The sequence below is a fragment of the Pseudoalteromonas sp. MBR-15 genome, from assembly GCF_053628915.1.
Map to the genome: position 1 here is coordinate 59,519 of NZ_JBRJHH010000006.1, position 16,333 is coordinate 75,851.

A 16,333-nucleotide genomic window follows, 5' to 3' on the forward strand; every position below is an offset into this window, starting at 1 on the left:
TAGGAGTGGTTTTGGATTGTTATCCGATATACAGTTGCTTACTTAGCGAATAGCGAATTTGCAAAACAGGAGTCATAGAATGTTTTTTTTAGGCCGTATTCGCAGTGAGCCTTGCCCACGATGCGGATTACACGTTAACGACCGCGAACCTGAGTGTTGGCACTGCAAAGACCTTACTGACTTACAAGCTGTGTATTTAAAAAAAGCTTACACAGAAGATGTTATTAAGAAAAATAAAGGCTTAGCTGCTCTCTTTTGCAAATTAGCCGCCGTCGCGTTGGTGATAAGCCTCGCTGCGTTTTTAATATAAAAAACGCGATGTGGGATGACATCGCGTTGCTTATTTATACGTTTTACGTCACTCGCTCTAGTGCGAGACAACAATCAAACGAATCGCATCTAATTTAACTTGGGCTTTTTCAATATAGGTCGTCAGGTCACTGCGTTGTTTATCAAAGAAGCTAAGCTCTTCATCACGAATATTCGGATTAATTTGTTTAAGCGCGGTTAAACGGGCTTGCTCTTCACCTAATGCGGTATGCATTTTTTCTAATGACTCAACACGCAATGCGTCGAGTTTTGTTTGGGCTAACCCCTGAGCGCTGGTGATCATTGGGTGAATGGCACTTTGTAGCGCACTGGCTAACTTACTTGCCGTTTGACGACCAACCGCAGAAAGCTGTTGGTTAAAGGCATCAAAGGCAACATTATCGGCTAAGTTATTGCTGCTTTTATCAAGTAAAACTCGAATAGGAGTCGGCGGTAAGAAACGACCTACCTGTAATGACTTCGGTGCCATGGCTTCTGCAATGAAGATAAGCTCAACAAAAAATGTACCCGCAGGGAGTTTTTTGTTTTTCAGCAGGGCAACCGATGCCGTACCAAAGTCATCATCGCAAATCATGTCTAAACTGCCTTGCACCATCGGGTGATCCCAGCTGATAAAATGCGCATCTTCTTGCGATAGTGCAGTTGCACGGTCAAAGGTCACGGTAATACCGTCATCTTTTAAGCAAGGGAAAGAGGGATTCAACATATGCTCGGTTGGTTTTAAGATAATGGTATTTTCACCTTTATCTTCTTGGCTTACACCAAAAGTGTCGAACACATTGATCATGTAACTTGGCAATGTAAACTGGTCATCTAGCTCTTCGATATCAGCGACTAAGCTTTCAGCACGGCCTTGACCACTTGAGTGCAGCTCTAATAAACGGTCACGACCACTTTCCATTTGTTTACGCAGTTTTGCATTTTGGCTAGCAACTTGTTCTAGTAGTGGGTCTAGCTCTTCTTCATCACAATTATGTGTACCAATGAATTCAAGCAGCTCTTCACCGAATTCTTTATACAACATTTGCCCTGTGGTTGATGTTGTTTCAAACGCATCTAGGCCTTCGTTATACCAGCGTAGCAAGACTTCTTGTGCTGTATTTTCAAAGTAAGGCACATGAATGTTTACATCTTGCGTTTGACCAATGCGGTCAAGGCGACCAATACGTTGCTCTAACAAATCAGGGTTCAAAGGTAAATCAAAGAGCACTAAATGATGTGAGAACTGGAAGTTACGGCCTTCTGAACCAATCTCTGAACACAGAAGGATTTGTGCGCTGTCGTATTCATCAGCAAAAAATGCCGCAGCACGGTCACGCTCAACAATCGACATACCTTCATGGAACACAGATGCTTTAATGGCTTCGCGCTCTCGTAAAATTTGTTCAAGGCTAATCGCTGTTTCAGCTTTAGCACAAATTAGCAGGACTTTTTCGTGTTTTAGTGTTTTTAATGTTTCAATTAACCAGTCAACACGTGGGTCGAAGGCGCCCCAACTGGCGTTTTCACCTTCAAATTCTTGGAATATTTTTTCTGGGAATAACGCGCGCAGAGCACTTAGCTCAGCACTTTGAATGCCGCCTATATTCCCTAAGACCGACATTGCGGTTTTATATTGCTTTGGCATCGCCATTGGGTAAGCGTGGAGTTTACGGCTAGGGTAACCATCAATACCGCTGCGGCTATTTCTGAACAAAATACGGCCCGTACCATGGCGGTCCAATAGCATTGATAAAATTTCGTTGCGCGCGGTTTCATCACCTTGCTCAGCTTTAGCAAGCACCTCAGTGATATCGGTTTCTTTTAATAAGGCTTTTAATGTCTCGCGAGCCGTGTCATCTAAGCGTTGCTCACTGAGTAGTTGATTGGCAGCTTCTGCGACATCTTTGTAGTTACTTTCTTCTTCAACAAAAGCATCGTAATCATAAAAACGATCAGGGTCGAGTAATTGCAAACGCGCAAAGTGGCTGCGGTGGCCTAATTGATCGGGTGTAGCTGTCAGTAAAATAAGGCCTGGAATATCTTGGCTAAGTTCAGCCATGCGTTGATATTCTGTGCTTGGTTTACCATTTGTAATACTCAAATGGTGCGCTTCATCAACCACGAGTAAATCCCAATCGGCTAATGTTGCTTGTTCAAACCAGCGTTTTTTCTTGCTTAAAAATTCAAGGCTAGTAAGTACTAACTGTTCTGTTTCGAATACATTCGGTGAGTCTGCGAATGCTTCATCACAACGTTCCTCATCAAAAATAGAGAAACGTAAATTAAAGCGACGAAGCATCTCAACGAGCCATTGGTGTTGCAGGTTTTCAGGCACCACAATTAATACGCGGCTAGCACGGCCACTAATGATTTGTTGATGTAAAATCATCCCCGCTTCAATGGTTTTACCAAGGCCCACTTCATCTGACAATAAAACACGCGGCGCGAAACGTTTACCCACTTCTTGCGCAATATAAAGCTGGTGAGGTATTAGGTTGGCACGTTGACCAATTAAGCCTTTTAAAGGTGATTGCTGACGCTCGAACTGGTGCTGCCAAGTTTGATAGCGAAGGGTGTAACGATCAAAACGGTCTACTTGGCCTGCAAATAAGCGGTCTTGCGGTTTATTAAATTTAATAAAGTGATCTAAAAAGGTCTCTTTTAACTGAACTTTTTCACCGTTATCAACGCGTGTACCGTGGTAGCATAAAAGCTCACCTTGTTCTTCAACTGACTCTACTTCAAGTTCCCACTCTTCAACGCTGCGAATAACATCGCCTGGATTAAATGCGACACGAGTAACAGGTGCTTCTGTTAAAGAATAAACTCTGTTTTCACCACTGGCTGGAAATAAAATGCTGACCTGACGGCCTTCAAGGGCAACTACGGTGCCTAATCCTAAATCTGACTCAGTATCACTGATCCAACGCTGACCTAAGGAAAAATTCATGTATGTCTCGTCTATGAAGAAAAAGGCGGCTATGTTACCTGTAACATCAGGCTACTTCAAGGCAGTAAACTCGCCGCACACAATTAAATTTAGTCAACCTTTTTAAGTCAATATTACAGGTAAATTTTGTATGTATTTTAACCACTTAAATAATTGTAATTTTGGCTGTCATAAAAAGGACTTTTGCTGCAAATAGACTAAACTGAGTATATACCTAACAAATAAATAACCGCTTTAATCGCTGCTTGTTTAGTTAATTGGGTATAGCATAAAAATCATAAAACGTAAGGAAAGTGCTATGGAAAAAGCTTCGAACCTTGATAGTAAAATGTATGTGCTCGATACCAATGTCTTACTCCACGAACCCCTCGCTTATTTATCTTTTCAAGAACACGATGTTGTTGTCCCGATGACCGTATTAGAAGAGCTCGATCATATAAAGGATAGAAAACATGATGTTAGCCGTGATGCCCGTGTTGCAATTCGTGGTTTGGATGAAATACTCAAAGACGCCTCACCAGAGCAAATGTTGCAAGGTGTCGCGTTGCCAAGTAATAAAAAGGCGAAAACAGAGTCTCGCGGTCGTTTAATTATTGTCAATGACCATTTATTTGCCGATAGCATTTCAGGGTTACCAGGCAACGAAAATGATCACCGCATAATTAACTGCGCGGTACATTTACAAAAACAGCACAGTGATAGCAAAGTTGTGTTAGTTACCAAAGACATCAACATGCGCCTCAAAGCGAAAGGAGCAGGGCTGAAGTTTGTTGAAGACTATCGCACAGACCAATTAATTGATGATATTGCGCTATTAACCAGCGGCTACAAAAAAATAGAAGGTGATTTTTGGCAACATGTCGGTGAGTGTGAAACTGAGCAACAAGGACGCGACACTTACCATCATATAGCAAAGAGTACCATAAGTGATGTGTTTTATAACGAGTATATACTTGATAGCAGCGACCATTTTGCGGCACGAGTAAAAAGCTACGACGATAAAACCATTACTTTAAAAGACATTAGTGTCGAACGTCTAATGAACCAAACGGCGTGGGGCGTTAAGCCAAAAAATGTGTACCAAGGCATGGCGCTTGATGCTTTACTAGACCCAACTATTGAACTGGTTATTTTAACCGGCCCTGCAGGCTGTGGTAAAACTCTACTTGCCCTTGCCAGCGCACTTGAAATGATTATTGAAAAAGGCATTTACGATAAAGTTATCGTAACCCGAAATACCCCCGAAATAGCTGAATCAATAGGCTTTTTACCTGGTACCGAAGAAGAGAAAATGGCCCCTTGGCTTGCTGCCATAACCGATACCCTAGAAGTGTTACACAAAGGCGATGAAAACCCGGTATCTAGTCGCAACTACATTATGGAAAAAGCCAACATGCAGTTTAAGTCGGTTAACTTTATGCGAGGAAGAAGTATTCAAAATGCCGTGGTGATTTTACAACCCCGAATTGGGGATATTTTAAAGTTTTTACCCCCTTGTTTTTATTGGCCTGTAGAAAAAGTAAAAAGAATTTCCAAAAAAATTGATTACCTTAGCTACTCTGAGCAGTCTCTCAACAATAAACCTTTACTCAAAATTTGTAATTTACAAGAAAAGTACAACACAAAGCCTAGCAACGATTCAATCTTTTGGGAGGCTGCGTAATGAAAAGCTCTATTGATAATCGAAATCCTCGTGTACTAGACACATCTGCATTAGTACATGATCCAAAATCTATTTTTAGCTACAAAGATGATATTTACATCTGTCTAACTGTCCTTGAAGAGCTTGATAACCTGAAAGAAAGAACTAATAAATCGGTAAGTGCCGATGCCCGTATGTGCATTAGAATGCTTGAAGACATTATAAATGGACATACAGCCGAGGAAATGGAAATAGGTATTCCTTTACCATCTACCGAAACAGCCCAGAGAGGAAAGCTTTTCATTGGAATTGACACTCAATTGGATCTGGCTAAGGAGTTAAAGCACGGGATAGGAAGTGATGCTGATAACAGAATAATTAATTATGCTTTATATCTTCAAAAAGAACTCAATAAAGACGTAATAATTGTTAGCCGTGACATTAATATGCGCTTGAAAGCTCGAACCGTAGGGGTCATGGCAGAAGACGTTGCCGTAGATAATCAAATATCAGATATTGATCTTTTATACACAGGGGTACAAGCCTTTAAAGGAGATCTTTTTGATCGAATTAAATCAGACAAAGACTTCAAGGTTTCAGGAGAAGTTTATACTTTCCCAATAAGTCTATTTAATGATGAAGTTCAGCCAAACATGTATTGGTACGATGAAGCTGGACACATTGGGCGAATTTCAGAAGTAACAGATACTGAGGTATTCACAAAGCTATTGCCTCGTAAACAAGAAAAAGTATGGGGCATTTTGCCTAAAAATCAGCGTCAGTCGGTAGCTTTAAGCCAATTAACAGACCCTTACTATGATTTAAATATCATCCTTGGTCCTGCTGGCTCCGGAAAAACTTTTTTGGCAGTTGCTTCGGCGCTGCATCAAGTATTGGAGTTGAAAAAGTACAAAAAAATCGTTGTGGTGCGCTCCAGAGACTTTATGGACGACGATCCGGGATTCTTACCGGGGGATTTAACTGAAAAATCAATGCCTCTTCTGGCAGGTATTACTGACGCATTAATTTCGATGCACTCGGATGATAATCATGAAGGAAATGTCTACGCTACAGTCGAGCATGTGATTGAAAAAGCCAATATAGAATTTACTAGCATGGCTTATTTTCGTGGCCGTTCAATAGACGATGCTGTTTTAATCATTGATGAAGCTCAAAACATGACTAGAGCGCAAATCAAGGGCATGTTAAGCCGTGGTGGGAAAAATTGTCGGACAATCGTATTGGGCAACCTAGCCCAGATTGACGATAAGTTTGTAACACCTGCTTCTTCTGGTGCAAGTGCGGCTGTTAATGTGTTTCGTCATTATGAAAAAGGATCAGTGCTGATTTTTGATGAAGTAGAGCGTAGTAGCTTGGCTGAATTCACTGAAAAGAATATGTAGGCATCAAACTACCATTCACATTTCCTTATAATATTGCGACAATGGCCACTGCTTTTTGCAGTGGCTTTTCAGAGAAGCCCGTTCCCACGAAAACAGGACGAAATGGATTTACTCTGAACTAAAAGATTAAATATTCACATAAAAACTGAGTGACATAGGTGCGTGGCCTAGCGTTGCCGTTTTTTGGTGTATTGATGTCTTTTAAAAAAGAAGACCTGCTAGTAAATATAAAAAGGCAGGCAAAACGATTATCTAAATTATTAACTATTCCCCTTGGACAAGCCCAAGAAGGGGCAGCTATTTGTCTATATGGCTGTGACAGTTACAGCGATTTACTAGTAAAAATAAAAGCTGAATCCTTTGACAACCCAATGATAGCACTGTCTGCACTCTCACCAAACTCGGAAATATTTTTAGTAAAAATATTAGCTAGCCACCTAGATAGCATTATTGGAAATTTTGAAAAAAAATTTCCCGGCTCCAATATAAATGAAGAGATGGTCGTATCCTTGTTTGGGCTTAGCTTTTCAGAGTTCAAACTCAAAATATCTACCTAAAGTTGTACAAATACGTAAGTTGTCATTTTGTTTTTTGGCGATATTATAATAAGAAGGCTGAACGGACAGCCTACGCCTACACATGTTTTTCGCCTTGAAAAACGTGAACAGTGAAGCGGAGCATCCGTAAAAATTTGGTTATTTGAACAATAAATAAAGCAATGTGTTGGTAGGCCATTGTTTATTAGAAAGTTGTTTGGAGAACTAAATGATCTCACTTTATCAATTAAAGAATAAACTCAATAAACAAGCAAAAGAGTTTGCTGAGTTATTAGAGTTTCCTGATCTTTACGCCCAAGGCCTGTGGGCTAGAGGTGTTTATAACTGCCCTCATTTTTCTGATACCCATAATAGCCTCACTGAAGCATTTGAACAGAAAAAACTGGATTCAATTCTAAAGCACGATTCCCTGAAATACTTAATGATCAATGAATACGATGATCAAGAAATTATTGAATCGCTTCATAAAGAAATTGAGTCAATGGCAAACCGTATTGAAAGCCTGATGCTGGTAGATATCGAAACATTAGAGTTAGTTTCAGTGATATACCAAGTATTAGGGTTGCCAGAAGATGCCAAGTTTATTGTAAACACTGGTGCTGACTTTAGGCTGGAGTGGCGACCATATTTCGATGCTTTTGATGATCCGTTGATAGTTCAATATGCAGATTTAAAAGTTCATGGTTGTTATTTCAGGCTCATAGCTTCAAAGTTTCCGGTTGAAAAGCTTTCCTTGAATGACATTAAACAATACATGTACATCAATCATGTAAACCATGATAGTGAGTTCGAAGGCTGTATTTCTGAAGGAAATACATTTTCTAAGCATGAGCACTGGCTGGTGTTGACACTTGAATTATTCCGTAGCGGCAAATTAAATAAGGCTCAGTTCAATCCAACAACCTTCAAAATCGAAGGTATGCGCTATTTGGTATATGGCTTCCCACTGATTCCTTCCTTTGTATCTGATTGGCACAAACCTGATTTATGTCTACAGGTTAAAAATCTAGATGGTGATCAAAAGTTCATTGTTCGTATCGAGCAGCAAGCTCTTGTTTTCCATGCACGACGTGTCGATACCAATTTTTTTAACACCATCGATTATGAAAAATATATTTCGTTGTATCAGTCTAGCGTTCTGTCACATTTTGATGCTGACAACAATTTACTAAAAGTTAATGGAGTTAAGTACCTTAGTTTTTTCCGCCCGTTTTGCCTAGAAGATAAGAAGGAAGCAAAAGCATGAGACCAAGAGTAAAACTAACTAACGCAACACTTATCTCAATTAAATCTGACTTAGAAGATAAGGTTGAACAGGTGCTTTACGCTACTTTTGCTGAGGATAGTAAGAACGGTAAAAAAGGTGAGGCTTTGTTTTCCACGAAAGTCATGGAAGTAAACGGTCTTGAATATAGAACTTTTGGTGCTGACTTTTATATCTTAGATGCAGAACCCCAAAAGTTTGATGTAGATGTATTTGAGTTCAATTTAATGCATGAGTGTATGTACTCTCCAAATGAGCTATTAGAGTTGCGAGAAATGCTCCCTGCTGGCTATTAGTAGGGAGTAACAAATGGACAAAACATATTTAAAGGATGCTTACATACTCTCGGTCTATGACTATAAAGACTTTGAAAAATCATTTCTTGGGGAGTTTTTGTCAGGGGTTGTTATTGACGATGAAACATTCAGATTTCGGCCATTTGAGCAAATGGTAACTTCAAAGATTGTTAGCAAATCTGCTGATGAGGATAAGTTAGAAATATACACACATAGTGAGAGTTGTTATGTGATTGATGCTGACCATAAGTTAATTGATATTTCGTTTGTTGAACTGGTTGTTATGAGGGCGGGAGCTTATTCGGTAGATCGAGTTTTAGAAATGAGAGAGCAACTTAAGTCTCAAAATAAAAGCCATTGAATAACGAAGATAAGAAGTCTGATGAGATTATTATTTGTCACTTACCTCTTTGAAAAAGTTGACGTTAGTCAAATATTCATAAATGTTTACATGACATCAATTTACTTATTCGAAAATTTGTATTAGCATAGACATGTATATTTTTATGAGAATTTTATGTCTAAAGCATTTTCAAAAGTCTTAGTGATAACGCTTATGCTGTTTGCCTTTGTAGGGCAAGCATTTGCGTATTCTGCTATGCCTTGCGAAATGCCATCAGGTTCTCATGAATCACACATGAACATGAACATGAACATGGATCATGGTGATATGAATAAAAGCAGTAATGGTCAATCAGAAGATTGTTGTGACGTTGAATGTATTTGTCCTGCAAATGCTTGCTCATCTACGACAGTCCTAAATTCCAGTGTTGACTCGACAGATATTCAAATATTGAGTGAATCTGTAGCTGCTATGCAATCTAAACAACCTCATTCAATTTCCACTTCCCTTTATCGTCCACCAATTTTTGCCTAATACAGGATTAGTGCGTCCAAATTTCGCACACATGTAATTAATTTTTCTGTTAGTCAATATAGCGTCGTAGCGCTATAGCTATTTTCCAGCGACGTCTGGGGGCAAAAATGATCAATAAGTATTTAAAAATAGCAGTTGTAATGCTGCTTTCACCTGCGTTTGCAAACGCTAATGAACATAAGCATGCACACAATAACGACGTAACACCTTTGGAGTTAATCGTTTATAAAACCCCAACTTGTGGGTGTTGTAAAAAATGGATAACTCATATTGAAGACAAAGGGATCGTTGCGCATTCCAAAGATTTCCGAAACATCGGCAACATCAAAACTAAGTATGGTATCAAACCTAATTACCGTTCATGCCACACGGCAGTGAGTAGAAATGGGTTTGCCTTTGAAGGTCATGTACCGGCTAAGTTTATTCAGCAGTTCTTGTCAGAAGAGCACCCCAATGCGATTGGATTATCTGTCCCAGCAATGCCTGTTGGCTCTCCGGGTATGGAAGTCGGCGACCGCTTTATGTCATATAACGTATTAATTTTATTTAAAGATGGAACGAGTAAAGTATATGCAGAAGTTAAGGCTTATGAGGAGCAATTCTAATGAGATTAAATGTTTCAAGCCTTACTCTACTTTCAACTTCGCTAATTCTCGGCTTGTCTGTATTCTCAGCTCAAGCTGAGAAAGTAGTGTCACTTGAACAAGCTATCACCTTGGCTCAGCAAAATGATCCTTGGCTTCATGGGAGTCGGTTAAAACAAAGCGCGGTTGAAAATAGAAGTATCGCTTCAGGTACTTTGCCTGACCCCAAAGTATCACTAGGGATAATGAATTTACCAACAGATACTTGGGACTTAGATCAGGAAGGAATGACTCAACTAAAGGTTGGTGTTTCTCAAATGTTTCCTAGAGGTGATAGTTTAAAGATTAAACAAGAGCAATTAAAAATTGAGTCAACGAAATTTCCACTGCTACGAGAGGATCGTAAGGCTAAACTGATAAGCCAAGTATCACAGTTATGGTTAGATGCTTACTTAGCCCAACAAACCATTAAATTGATTGAAGCGGATTGGGCGCTCTTTGAGCAGATGGCGGAAGTTACTAAAGCTAGCTACTCAAATGTTGTTGGTAAAACCAGACAACAAGATGTTATTCGTGCTCAATTGGAAATCGTGCAGTTAGATGACCGATTAACTTCGCAAAAGCAGAAACTAGAAACAACAATCGCTCGCCTTAATGAGTGGCTTCATATCTACGATGCTGCTGGCTTGAATGAATCATTCAACTTTGATACGCAACCATTAGAGTTTAGGGTTTCTAAAAAGTTGCCTACAATTCATTTGAACAATTCAACAGTCCTAAAAGCATCTAATTACTCAAGAAATCTATTGGCTCAGGAGCTTTCGAATCACCCAGCCATACTTGCAATTGATATAAAACGCAAAGCTTCAGAAAAAGCAGTTGAGTTAGCTAAACAGCAATATGAACCGCAATGGGGTGTTAATGCTAGTTATGCCTATCGGGACAATATGCCCTCTGGTGATAGCCGAGCTGATTTATTTTCTGTTGGAGTAACGTTTGATTTACCCTTGTTCACCGAGAACAGACAAGATAAGCAAGTTGCAGCTTCTATTGCAGATTCAGAGACTATTAAAACCGAGAAACTATTACTGACAAAGCAAATGATCAGTATGGTGGAAAAGGAGCTTAGACAGCTTAAGCGTTTATCTGATAGGCAATCTATCTATCAAGAACAACTCCTTAAACAAACTCATGACCAAGCAGAAGCGTCATTGACAGCTTACACAAATGATGATGGCGATTTTGCCGAAGTTGTTCGAGCAAGAATCGCAGAATTAAATGCCAGAATATCAGCCTTAAGAATTGATGTTGACGCACTTAAAACAGTTGCTCGTATCAACTATTTCTTTGCACGTTCTCAATCTAACTCAAATGCTGAACATAAGTCGATGCAAACTTCACACAAAACTAATCAGCACTTATCCAATCAGCAATTTGGAGAAAAATAATGTCAACGAATACTAAAACAATTATTGCCATCATCATTGGTGCTGCGCTAGGCGCAGGAGTATTGAGCTTATATCAAGGTGCAGGGTCAAACAGTAATACAGATGAAACAACATCAGCAGAGAAAAAGCCTCTGTATTGGGTTGCACCGATGGATTCTAATTACCGCCGGGACAAGCCCGGTAAGTCGCCTATGGGGATGGATTTAATTCCTGTGTATGAGGAAGAATCATCTGGTGATGATTTTGGTCCCGGAGCAGTAAAAATTGCGCCTCATGTAGTGAATAACCTAGGGGTTCGCACTGCACCTGTTGAGCTGAAAAATATGCATACTGAAATATCAACGGTTGGTTACGTTCAATATGATGAAGATAAGCTAATTCATATCCACCCACGTGTTGATGGTTGGATTGAAAAACTCTATGTCAAAGCGGCAGGTAACCCTGTAGAGAAAGGGCAGCCTCTTTATACACTGTATTCTCCTCAGTTAGTTAACGCGCAAGAAGAACTTTTAATAGCTTTAAAGCGCGACAATAGTTCCTTAATTTCGGCGGCGAAAGATCGCCTTAAAGCGTTACAGCTTTCAGCAGATTTCATTCAAAAGCTAGAAAAGACTAGAAAAGTTCAGCAAACCATCACCTTTTATTCACCACAAGCAGGTGTTGTTGACGGTTTGAAGATTAGAGAAGGCTTTTATGTCAAGCCGGGAAACACTTTATTAAGCATTGGTCAACTAGATCAAGTTTGGGTTGAAGCAGAAGTGTTTGAACGTGACGCAGCCTTAATTAAAGAAGGACTGCCTGTATCAATGACACTGGATTATTTACCCGGAGAGGACTGGGCTGGTGTCGTTGATTATGTTTATCCAACATTGAATAGTAAAACACGCACACTCAGAGTGAGACTGAAGTTTGACAACCCAGACTATCAATTAAAACCAAACATGTTTGCACAAGTCTCTATTCACGCTAATCAAGCTGATAGCACGATACTCGTACCTAAAGAAGCCGTCATTCGCACAGGTAAACAAGACAGAGTTGTACTTGCCTTGGGGGATGGGCAATTTAAGTCTATCGAAGTGACAATTGGCCGGGTTGATATCGATAGTATCGAAATCTTAGAGGGTCTTAATGAAGATGATGTTGTGGTGACATCTGCTCAATTCTTGATTGATTCTGAATCAAGTAAAAACTCTGATTTTAAACGAATGACTCATGACGAAGTGCCTAGCTCTGTTTGGATGGAAGGCGAAATCAACAGCGTCATGGCGGGACATCGTATGGTTAATATTACTCATGGTCCTGCTGAGGCTTGGGATTGGCCTGAAATGACAATGGACTTCGATGTAGGTGAAAAGGTAGATATTGATTCACTGAAGTCTGGTCAATCTTTGCACTTTGAAGTGAGCAAAACCGAAGAGGGTGGATATGAAGTTACTGGAATTCATATCATGAGTGAGCCTGCTGATATGAGTGAAGAAGTATCATCAGCAACAGTATCAGGTTTAATTAATGCGATTGATATTGATACACGGATTCTAAATATTAGCCGAGGCCCAATAGAGAAGTGGGATAGACCTGCTGCGACGATGGATTTTATCGTCGCGGACAATATAGAAATAGTTGATTTCAATGTTGGTGATAATGTCACTTTCACTTTTGAGGTTAGGGATGACTTAGTTATCACTGAAATCTCTCTTGAATCAGATGAACAACACGGCAAGGAAAATAAAGCTGCTGTTGATCATTCTAATCATTAAGTGGGAGAAAAATAATGATTGAATCAATTATTAGATGGTCTATCGGCAATCGTTTCTTTGTTTTGTTGATTACCTTAATTATCGCGTTTGGTGGTTTGTATTCATTACAAAAAACGCCAGTAGATGCACTCCCAGATCTTTCTGATGTGCAGGTGATAATTAAGACGAGTTATCCGGGACAGGCACCACAAGTTGTGCAGGATCAAGTGACATTTCCACTTACTACAGCGATGCTATCAGTGCCGGGGGCGCAAACTGTTCGTGGTTACTCATTCTTTGGTGATTCCTACGTCTACATTATTTTTGATGATGATACTGATTTGTATTGGGCTAGAAGCCGAGTACTTGAATACTTAAGCCAAGTAGCATCAAGCCTGCCTGATTCGGCAAAACCTCAATTAGGACCTGATGCAACAGGTGTGGGTTGGGTATACATTTACGCTTTAACAGATAAGTCTGGAAACCATGATCTAAGCCAATTAAGAAGCATTCAAGACTGGTTCTTAAAGTATGAACTACAAACTGTTCCGGGCGTGTCCGAAGTTGCCGCCGTTGGTGGTATGGTTAAGCAGTATCAAGTGCAAGTAGATCCTGACAAATTGAGAGCTTACGATATTCCTCTAAGTTTAATACAAATAGCCTTACAAAAAGGGAACAAAGAAACTGGCGCATCCGTTGTGGAAATGGCTGAAGCTGAATATATGGTTACCGCAACGGGGTATATTCAATCAGTTAGTGATATAGAGAAAATTCCACTTGGTATTAACGAACAAGGCACGCCGTTGCGTATTGGTGATGTTGCCAACGTTAACCTTGGTCCTCAAATGCGCCGTGGTATCGCAGAACTTAATGGCGAAGGCGAAGTTGTTGGTGGTGTTGTCGTTATGCGCTTTGGTGAAAACGCTCAACAAACCATAAATGGGGTAAAAGAAAAGCTTGAGTCGCTCAAATCTTCTTTACCAGAGGGGGTGGAGGTTGTCCCTGTCTATGACAGATCGAAGTTAATAGATCGTGCTGTTGATAACCTTTGGAGCAAGTTGCTAGAGGAGCTTGCGGTCGTGGCTATTGTCTGTGTTGCTTTCCTATTTCATCTTCGCTCATCAATTGTGGCAGTTGTTACTCTACCATTAGGTATATTGGTGTCATTCATCATCATGTATATGCAAGGCATCAATGCCAATATTATGTCTTTAGGCGGTATCGCTATTGCTATTGGTGCGATGACTGATGGTGCAATAGTGATGATTGAAAATATGCATAAACATATGGAGAAAACACCACTAACAGATGAAAACCGTTGGCAAATTGTAGCTAAGGCTGCGAGTGAGGTAGGCCCTGCATTATTTTTTAGCTTGCTGATCATAACTGTCTCATTCTTACCTGTGTTTATCTTAGAAGCGCAAGAAGGAAGAATGTTTTCACCGCTCGCCTATACAAAAACCTATGCAATGGCTGCATCAGCAGGCTTGGCAATAACATTGGTGCCTGTTTTGATGGGCTACTTTATTCGAGGCAAAGTCGTCTCTGAAAAGAAAAACCCATTAAATCGATTATTGATTGCTATCTACATGCCTGTTTTAAAGCAAGTCATGAAGTTTCCAAAATTGACAATAGTCGCAGCAGTATTAGTGACTATCGTTGGTTTTTGGCCTGTCGATAAAATTGGTAGTGAATTCATTCCGCCATTGGATGAAGGCGACCTTATGTATATGCCTACTACATATCCCGGCATTTCAATCGGTAAAGCAAGAGAGTTATTGCAGCAAACGGACAAGCTTATTCGCACTGTGCCAGAAGTTGAAAATGTATTCGGTAAAGTAGGACGAGCTGAAACCGCAACTGACCCTGCGCCTCTAACCATGATTGAAACCTTTATTCAATTGAAGCCACGGGAGGAGTGGCGAGAAGGCGTGACAACTGAGTCGTTAAAAGCTGAGTTTGATAAGTTGGTTAAATTTCCGGGCTTAACCAATGCTTGGGTCATGCCAATCAAGACCCGCATTGACATGTTAGCTACAGGTATAAAAACGCCTGTCGGTATTAAAGTCGCCGGACCAGAACTTGATGTAATTCAGGATATCGGCCAACAAATAGAACAACTCTTGCCAGAAGTGACAGGCACAGCGTCAGTTTACTCTGAACGAGTTGCAGGTGGACGATATATCAAGGTTGATATTTCACGAGATAAATCAAGTCGCTTTGGGTTAAATATCGAAGATGTCCAACAAGTAGTTTCTACTGCGATTGGCGGTATGAATGTGACACAAACGATAGAAGGTCAAGAGCGTTACCCTGTTAATCTGCGCTATCCGCAAGATTATCGAGATTCTCCTGAGCAGCTAGCACGATTACCTGTTGTAACACCAAGTGGTCAACGCATTGCACTAGGTGATGTTGCTGATATTCGAGTAGAGAATGGCCCACCGGGTATTAAAAGTGAGAATGCCAGAATCAATGGTTGGACTTTCATTGATATTGATAGCGTTGATGTAGGTACTTATGTTGAAAATGCTAAAGAACACTTAGCAAATAACCTGACATTACCAGCAGGCTATTCAATTACTTGGGCTGGACAATACGAATATATGGAAAGAGCGAAAGAAAAGCTCACCTATGTATTGCCTTTAACACTCGCCATTATTGTTATTCTGCTTTACCTGAATTTCAGAGCGTTTAGTGAAGTGGCTATCATTATCGTTACCTTGCCGATGGCAATGATCGGTGGGTTATGGTTGATGTATCTAGAAGGGTTTAATTTCTCAGTAGCTGTTGGTGTGGGCTTTATCGCTCTAGCTGGTGTTGCGGTTGAGATTGGCGTGATAATGCTGGTTTATCTTAATCAAGCACTTGCTGAGCTTAAGGAAAAAGCGGTGGAGCGAGCAGAACTCATCTCAGATGATGCATATCAAGATGCATTATTGCACGGTGCTGGCTTACGAGTTCGTCCAGTAATGATGACGGTAGCTACAATCATTATAGGTTTAATGCCTATTTTATATGGTACTGGTACAGGTTCTGAGGTCATGAGCCGCATTGCTGCTCCTATGGTAGGCGGAATGACAAGTGCTGTGCTGCTCACGCTTATTGTACTCCCTGCAATTTACTCAATCATTAAAAAGCCTGAAGTAAATGCCTTTAACAAAGAGCTTTCTAACGTGGAGCCTGAGAATAATGCTTAGCACGGCTAGAAAATATCACAAATGGCTAATGGCATTTGTCGGAATACAATTCCTCTTCTGGTCT

The 16,333-nt window shown here is 40.3% G+C and carries 13 protein-coding genes; 12 read left to right on the plus strand and 1 reads right to left on the minus strand.

The window, feature by feature from the left end:
• Positions 1–79: 79 nt before the first annotated feature.
• Positions 80–310 (plus strand): hypothetical protein, encoded by a 231-nt coding sequence (locus ACSSVW_RS09770; RefSeq protein WP_454179234.1) that lies wholly within the window; start codon positions 80–82, stop codon positions 308–310.
• Between the two features lie 57 nt (positions 311–367).
• Here the strand turns inward: ACSSVW_RS09770 and rapA are convergent, their stop codons facing one another.
• The gene (gene rapA / locus ACSSVW_RS09775) at positions 368–3,262 is read right to left on the minus strand and encodes an RNA polymerase-associated protein RapA (protein ID WP_074988942.1); all 2,895 of its coding nucleotides are present in this window, start codon (positions 3,260–3,262) and stop codon (positions 368–370) included.
• A gap of 298 nt (positions 3,263–3,560) precedes the next feature.
• Between rapA and ACSSVW_RS09780 the strand changes: the two genes are divergently transcribed.
• The 11 genes from ACSSVW_RS09780 to ACSSVW_RS09830 all read left to right on the plus strand — a co-directional run bounded on the left by ACSSVW_RS09780 (position 3,561) and on the right by ACSSVW_RS09830 (position 16,269).
• The gene (locus ACSSVW_RS09780) at positions 3,561–4,925 is read left to right on the plus strand and encodes a PhoH family protein (RefSeq protein ID WP_118844610.1); all 1,365 of its coding nucleotides are present in this window, start codon (positions 3,561–3,563) and stop codon (positions 4,923–4,925) included.
• The gene (locus ACSSVW_RS09785) at positions 4,925–6,307 is read left to right on the plus strand and encodes a PhoH family protein (protein WP_062566157.1); all 1,383 of its coding nucleotides are present in this window, start codon (positions 4,925–4,927) and stop codon (positions 6,305–6,307) included. Before ACSSVW_RS09780 ends, ACSSVW_RS09785 begins: the two co-directional genes overlap by 1 nt.
• Positions 6,308–6,501: 194 nt before the next feature.
• Positions 6,502–6,864, plus strand: coding sequence for a hypothetical protein (locus ACSSVW_RS09790; protein WP_062566156.1), 363 nt, complete (start codon positions 6,502–6,504; stop codon positions 6,862–6,864).
• Positions 6,865–7,072: 208 nt separating this feature from the next.
• Positions 7,073–8,110: a hypothetical protein gene (locus ACSSVW_RS09795; protein WP_454179235.1), complete on the plus strand. Its 1,038-nt coding sequence runs from the start codon at positions 7,073–7,075 to the stop codon at positions 8,108–8,110.
• Entirely contained in the window at positions 8,107–8,424 is a 318-nt protein-coding gene (locus ACSSVW_RS09800; RefSeq protein WP_045979610.1) for a hypothetical protein, read from the plus strand. The genes ACSSVW_RS09795 and ACSSVW_RS09800 overlap by 4 nt, the downstream gene beginning before the upstream one ends.
• A gap of 13 nt (positions 8,425–8,437) precedes the next feature.
• Positions 8,438–8,785 (plus strand): hypothetical protein, encoded by a 348-nt coding sequence (locus tag ACSSVW_RS09805; protein ID WP_045979609.1) that lies wholly within the window; start codon positions 8,438–8,440, stop codon positions 8,783–8,785.
• A 156-nt stretch (positions 8,786–8,941) separates the two neighbouring features.
• Positions 8,942–9,301 carry a hypothetical protein gene (locus ACSSVW_RS09810; RefSeq protein WP_062566154.1) on the plus strand — a complete coding sequence of 120 codons (360 nt, stop codon included), beginning with the start codon at positions 8,942–8,944 and terminating at the stop codon, positions 9,299–9,301.
• 107 nt (positions 9,302–9,408) lie between these two features.
• Complete coding sequence (locus ACSSVW_RS09815; protein ID WP_016708256.1) at positions 9,409–9,906, plus strand: DUF411 domain-containing protein; 498 nt, start codon at positions 9,409–9,411, stop codon at positions 9,904–9,906.
• A complete protein-coding gene (locus ACSSVW_RS09820) occupies positions 9,906–11,333 on the plus strand; it encodes a TolC family protein (RefSeq protein ID WP_062566153.1) in 1,428 nt (475 codons plus the stop codon). The genes ACSSVW_RS09815 and ACSSVW_RS09820 overlap by 1 nt, the downstream gene beginning before the upstream one ends.
• The gene (locus tag ACSSVW_RS09825; protein WP_055022008.1) at positions 11,333–13,090 is read left to right on the plus strand and encodes an efflux RND transporter periplasmic adaptor subunit; all 1,758 of its coding nucleotides are present in this window, start codon (positions 11,333–11,335) and stop codon (positions 13,088–13,090) included. The genes ACSSVW_RS09820 and ACSSVW_RS09825 overlap by 1 nt, the downstream gene beginning before the upstream one ends.
• Before the next feature lie 14 nt (positions 13,091–13,104).
• A complete protein-coding gene (locus tag ACSSVW_RS09830; RefSeq protein ID WP_055022009.1) occupies positions 13,105–16,269 on the plus strand; it encodes an efflux RND transporter permease subunit in 3,165 nt (1,054 codons plus the stop codon).
• Positions 16,270–16,333 lie beyond the last annotated feature (64 nt).

Excerpts from the sequence above, each read along its gene's own strand:
- ACSSVW_RS09770 (WP_454179234.1), top strand. The coding sequence starts at position 80 with ATGTTTTTTTTAGGCCGTATTCGCAGTGAGCCTTGCCCACGATGCGGA.
- rapA (WP_074988942.1), bottom strand. The coding sequence starts at position 3,262 with ATGAATTTTTCCTTAGGTCAGCGTTGGATCAGTGATACTGAGTCAGAT.
- ACSSVW_RS09780 (WP_118844610.1), top strand. The coding sequence starts at position 3,561 with ATGGAAAAAGCTTCGAACCTTGATAGTAAAATGTATGTGCTCGATACC.
- ACSSVW_RS09785 (WP_062566157.1), top strand. The coding sequence starts at position 4,925 with ATGAAAAGCTCTATTGATAATCGAAATCCTCGTGTACTAGACACATCT.
- ACSSVW_RS09790 (WP_062566156.1), top strand. The coding sequence starts at position 6,502 with ATGTCTTTTAAAAAAGAAGACCTGCTAGTAAATATAAAAAGGCAGGCA.
- ACSSVW_RS09795 (WP_454179235.1), top strand. The coding sequence starts at position 7,073 with ATGATCTCACTTTATCAATTAAAGAATAAACTCAATAAACAAGCAAAA.
- ACSSVW_RS09800 (WP_045979610.1), top strand. The coding sequence starts at position 8,107 with ATGAGACCAAGAGTAAAACTAACTAACGCAACACTTATCTCAATTAAA.
- ACSSVW_RS09805 (WP_045979609.1), top strand. The coding sequence starts at position 8,438 with ATGGACAAAACATATTTAAAGGATGCTTACATACTCTCGGTCTATGAC.
- ACSSVW_RS09810 (WP_062566154.1), top strand. The coding sequence starts at position 8,942 with ATGTCTAAAGCATTTTCAAAAGTCTTAGTGATAACGCTTATGCTGTTT.
- ACSSVW_RS09815 (WP_016708256.1), top strand. The coding sequence starts at position 9,409 with ATGATCAATAAGTATTTAAAAATAGCAGTTGTAATGCTGCTTTCACCT.
- ACSSVW_RS09820 (WP_062566153.1), top strand. The coding sequence starts at position 9,906 with ATGAGATTAAATGTTTCAAGCCTTACTCTACTTTCAACTTCGCTAATT.
- ACSSVW_RS09825 (WP_055022008.1), top strand. The coding sequence starts at position 11,333 with ATGTCAACGAATACTAAAACAATTATTGCCATCATCATTGGTGCTGCG.
- ACSSVW_RS09830 (WP_055022009.1), top strand. The coding sequence starts at position 13,105 with ATGATTGAATCAATTATTAGATGGTCTATCGGCAATCGTTTCTTTGTT.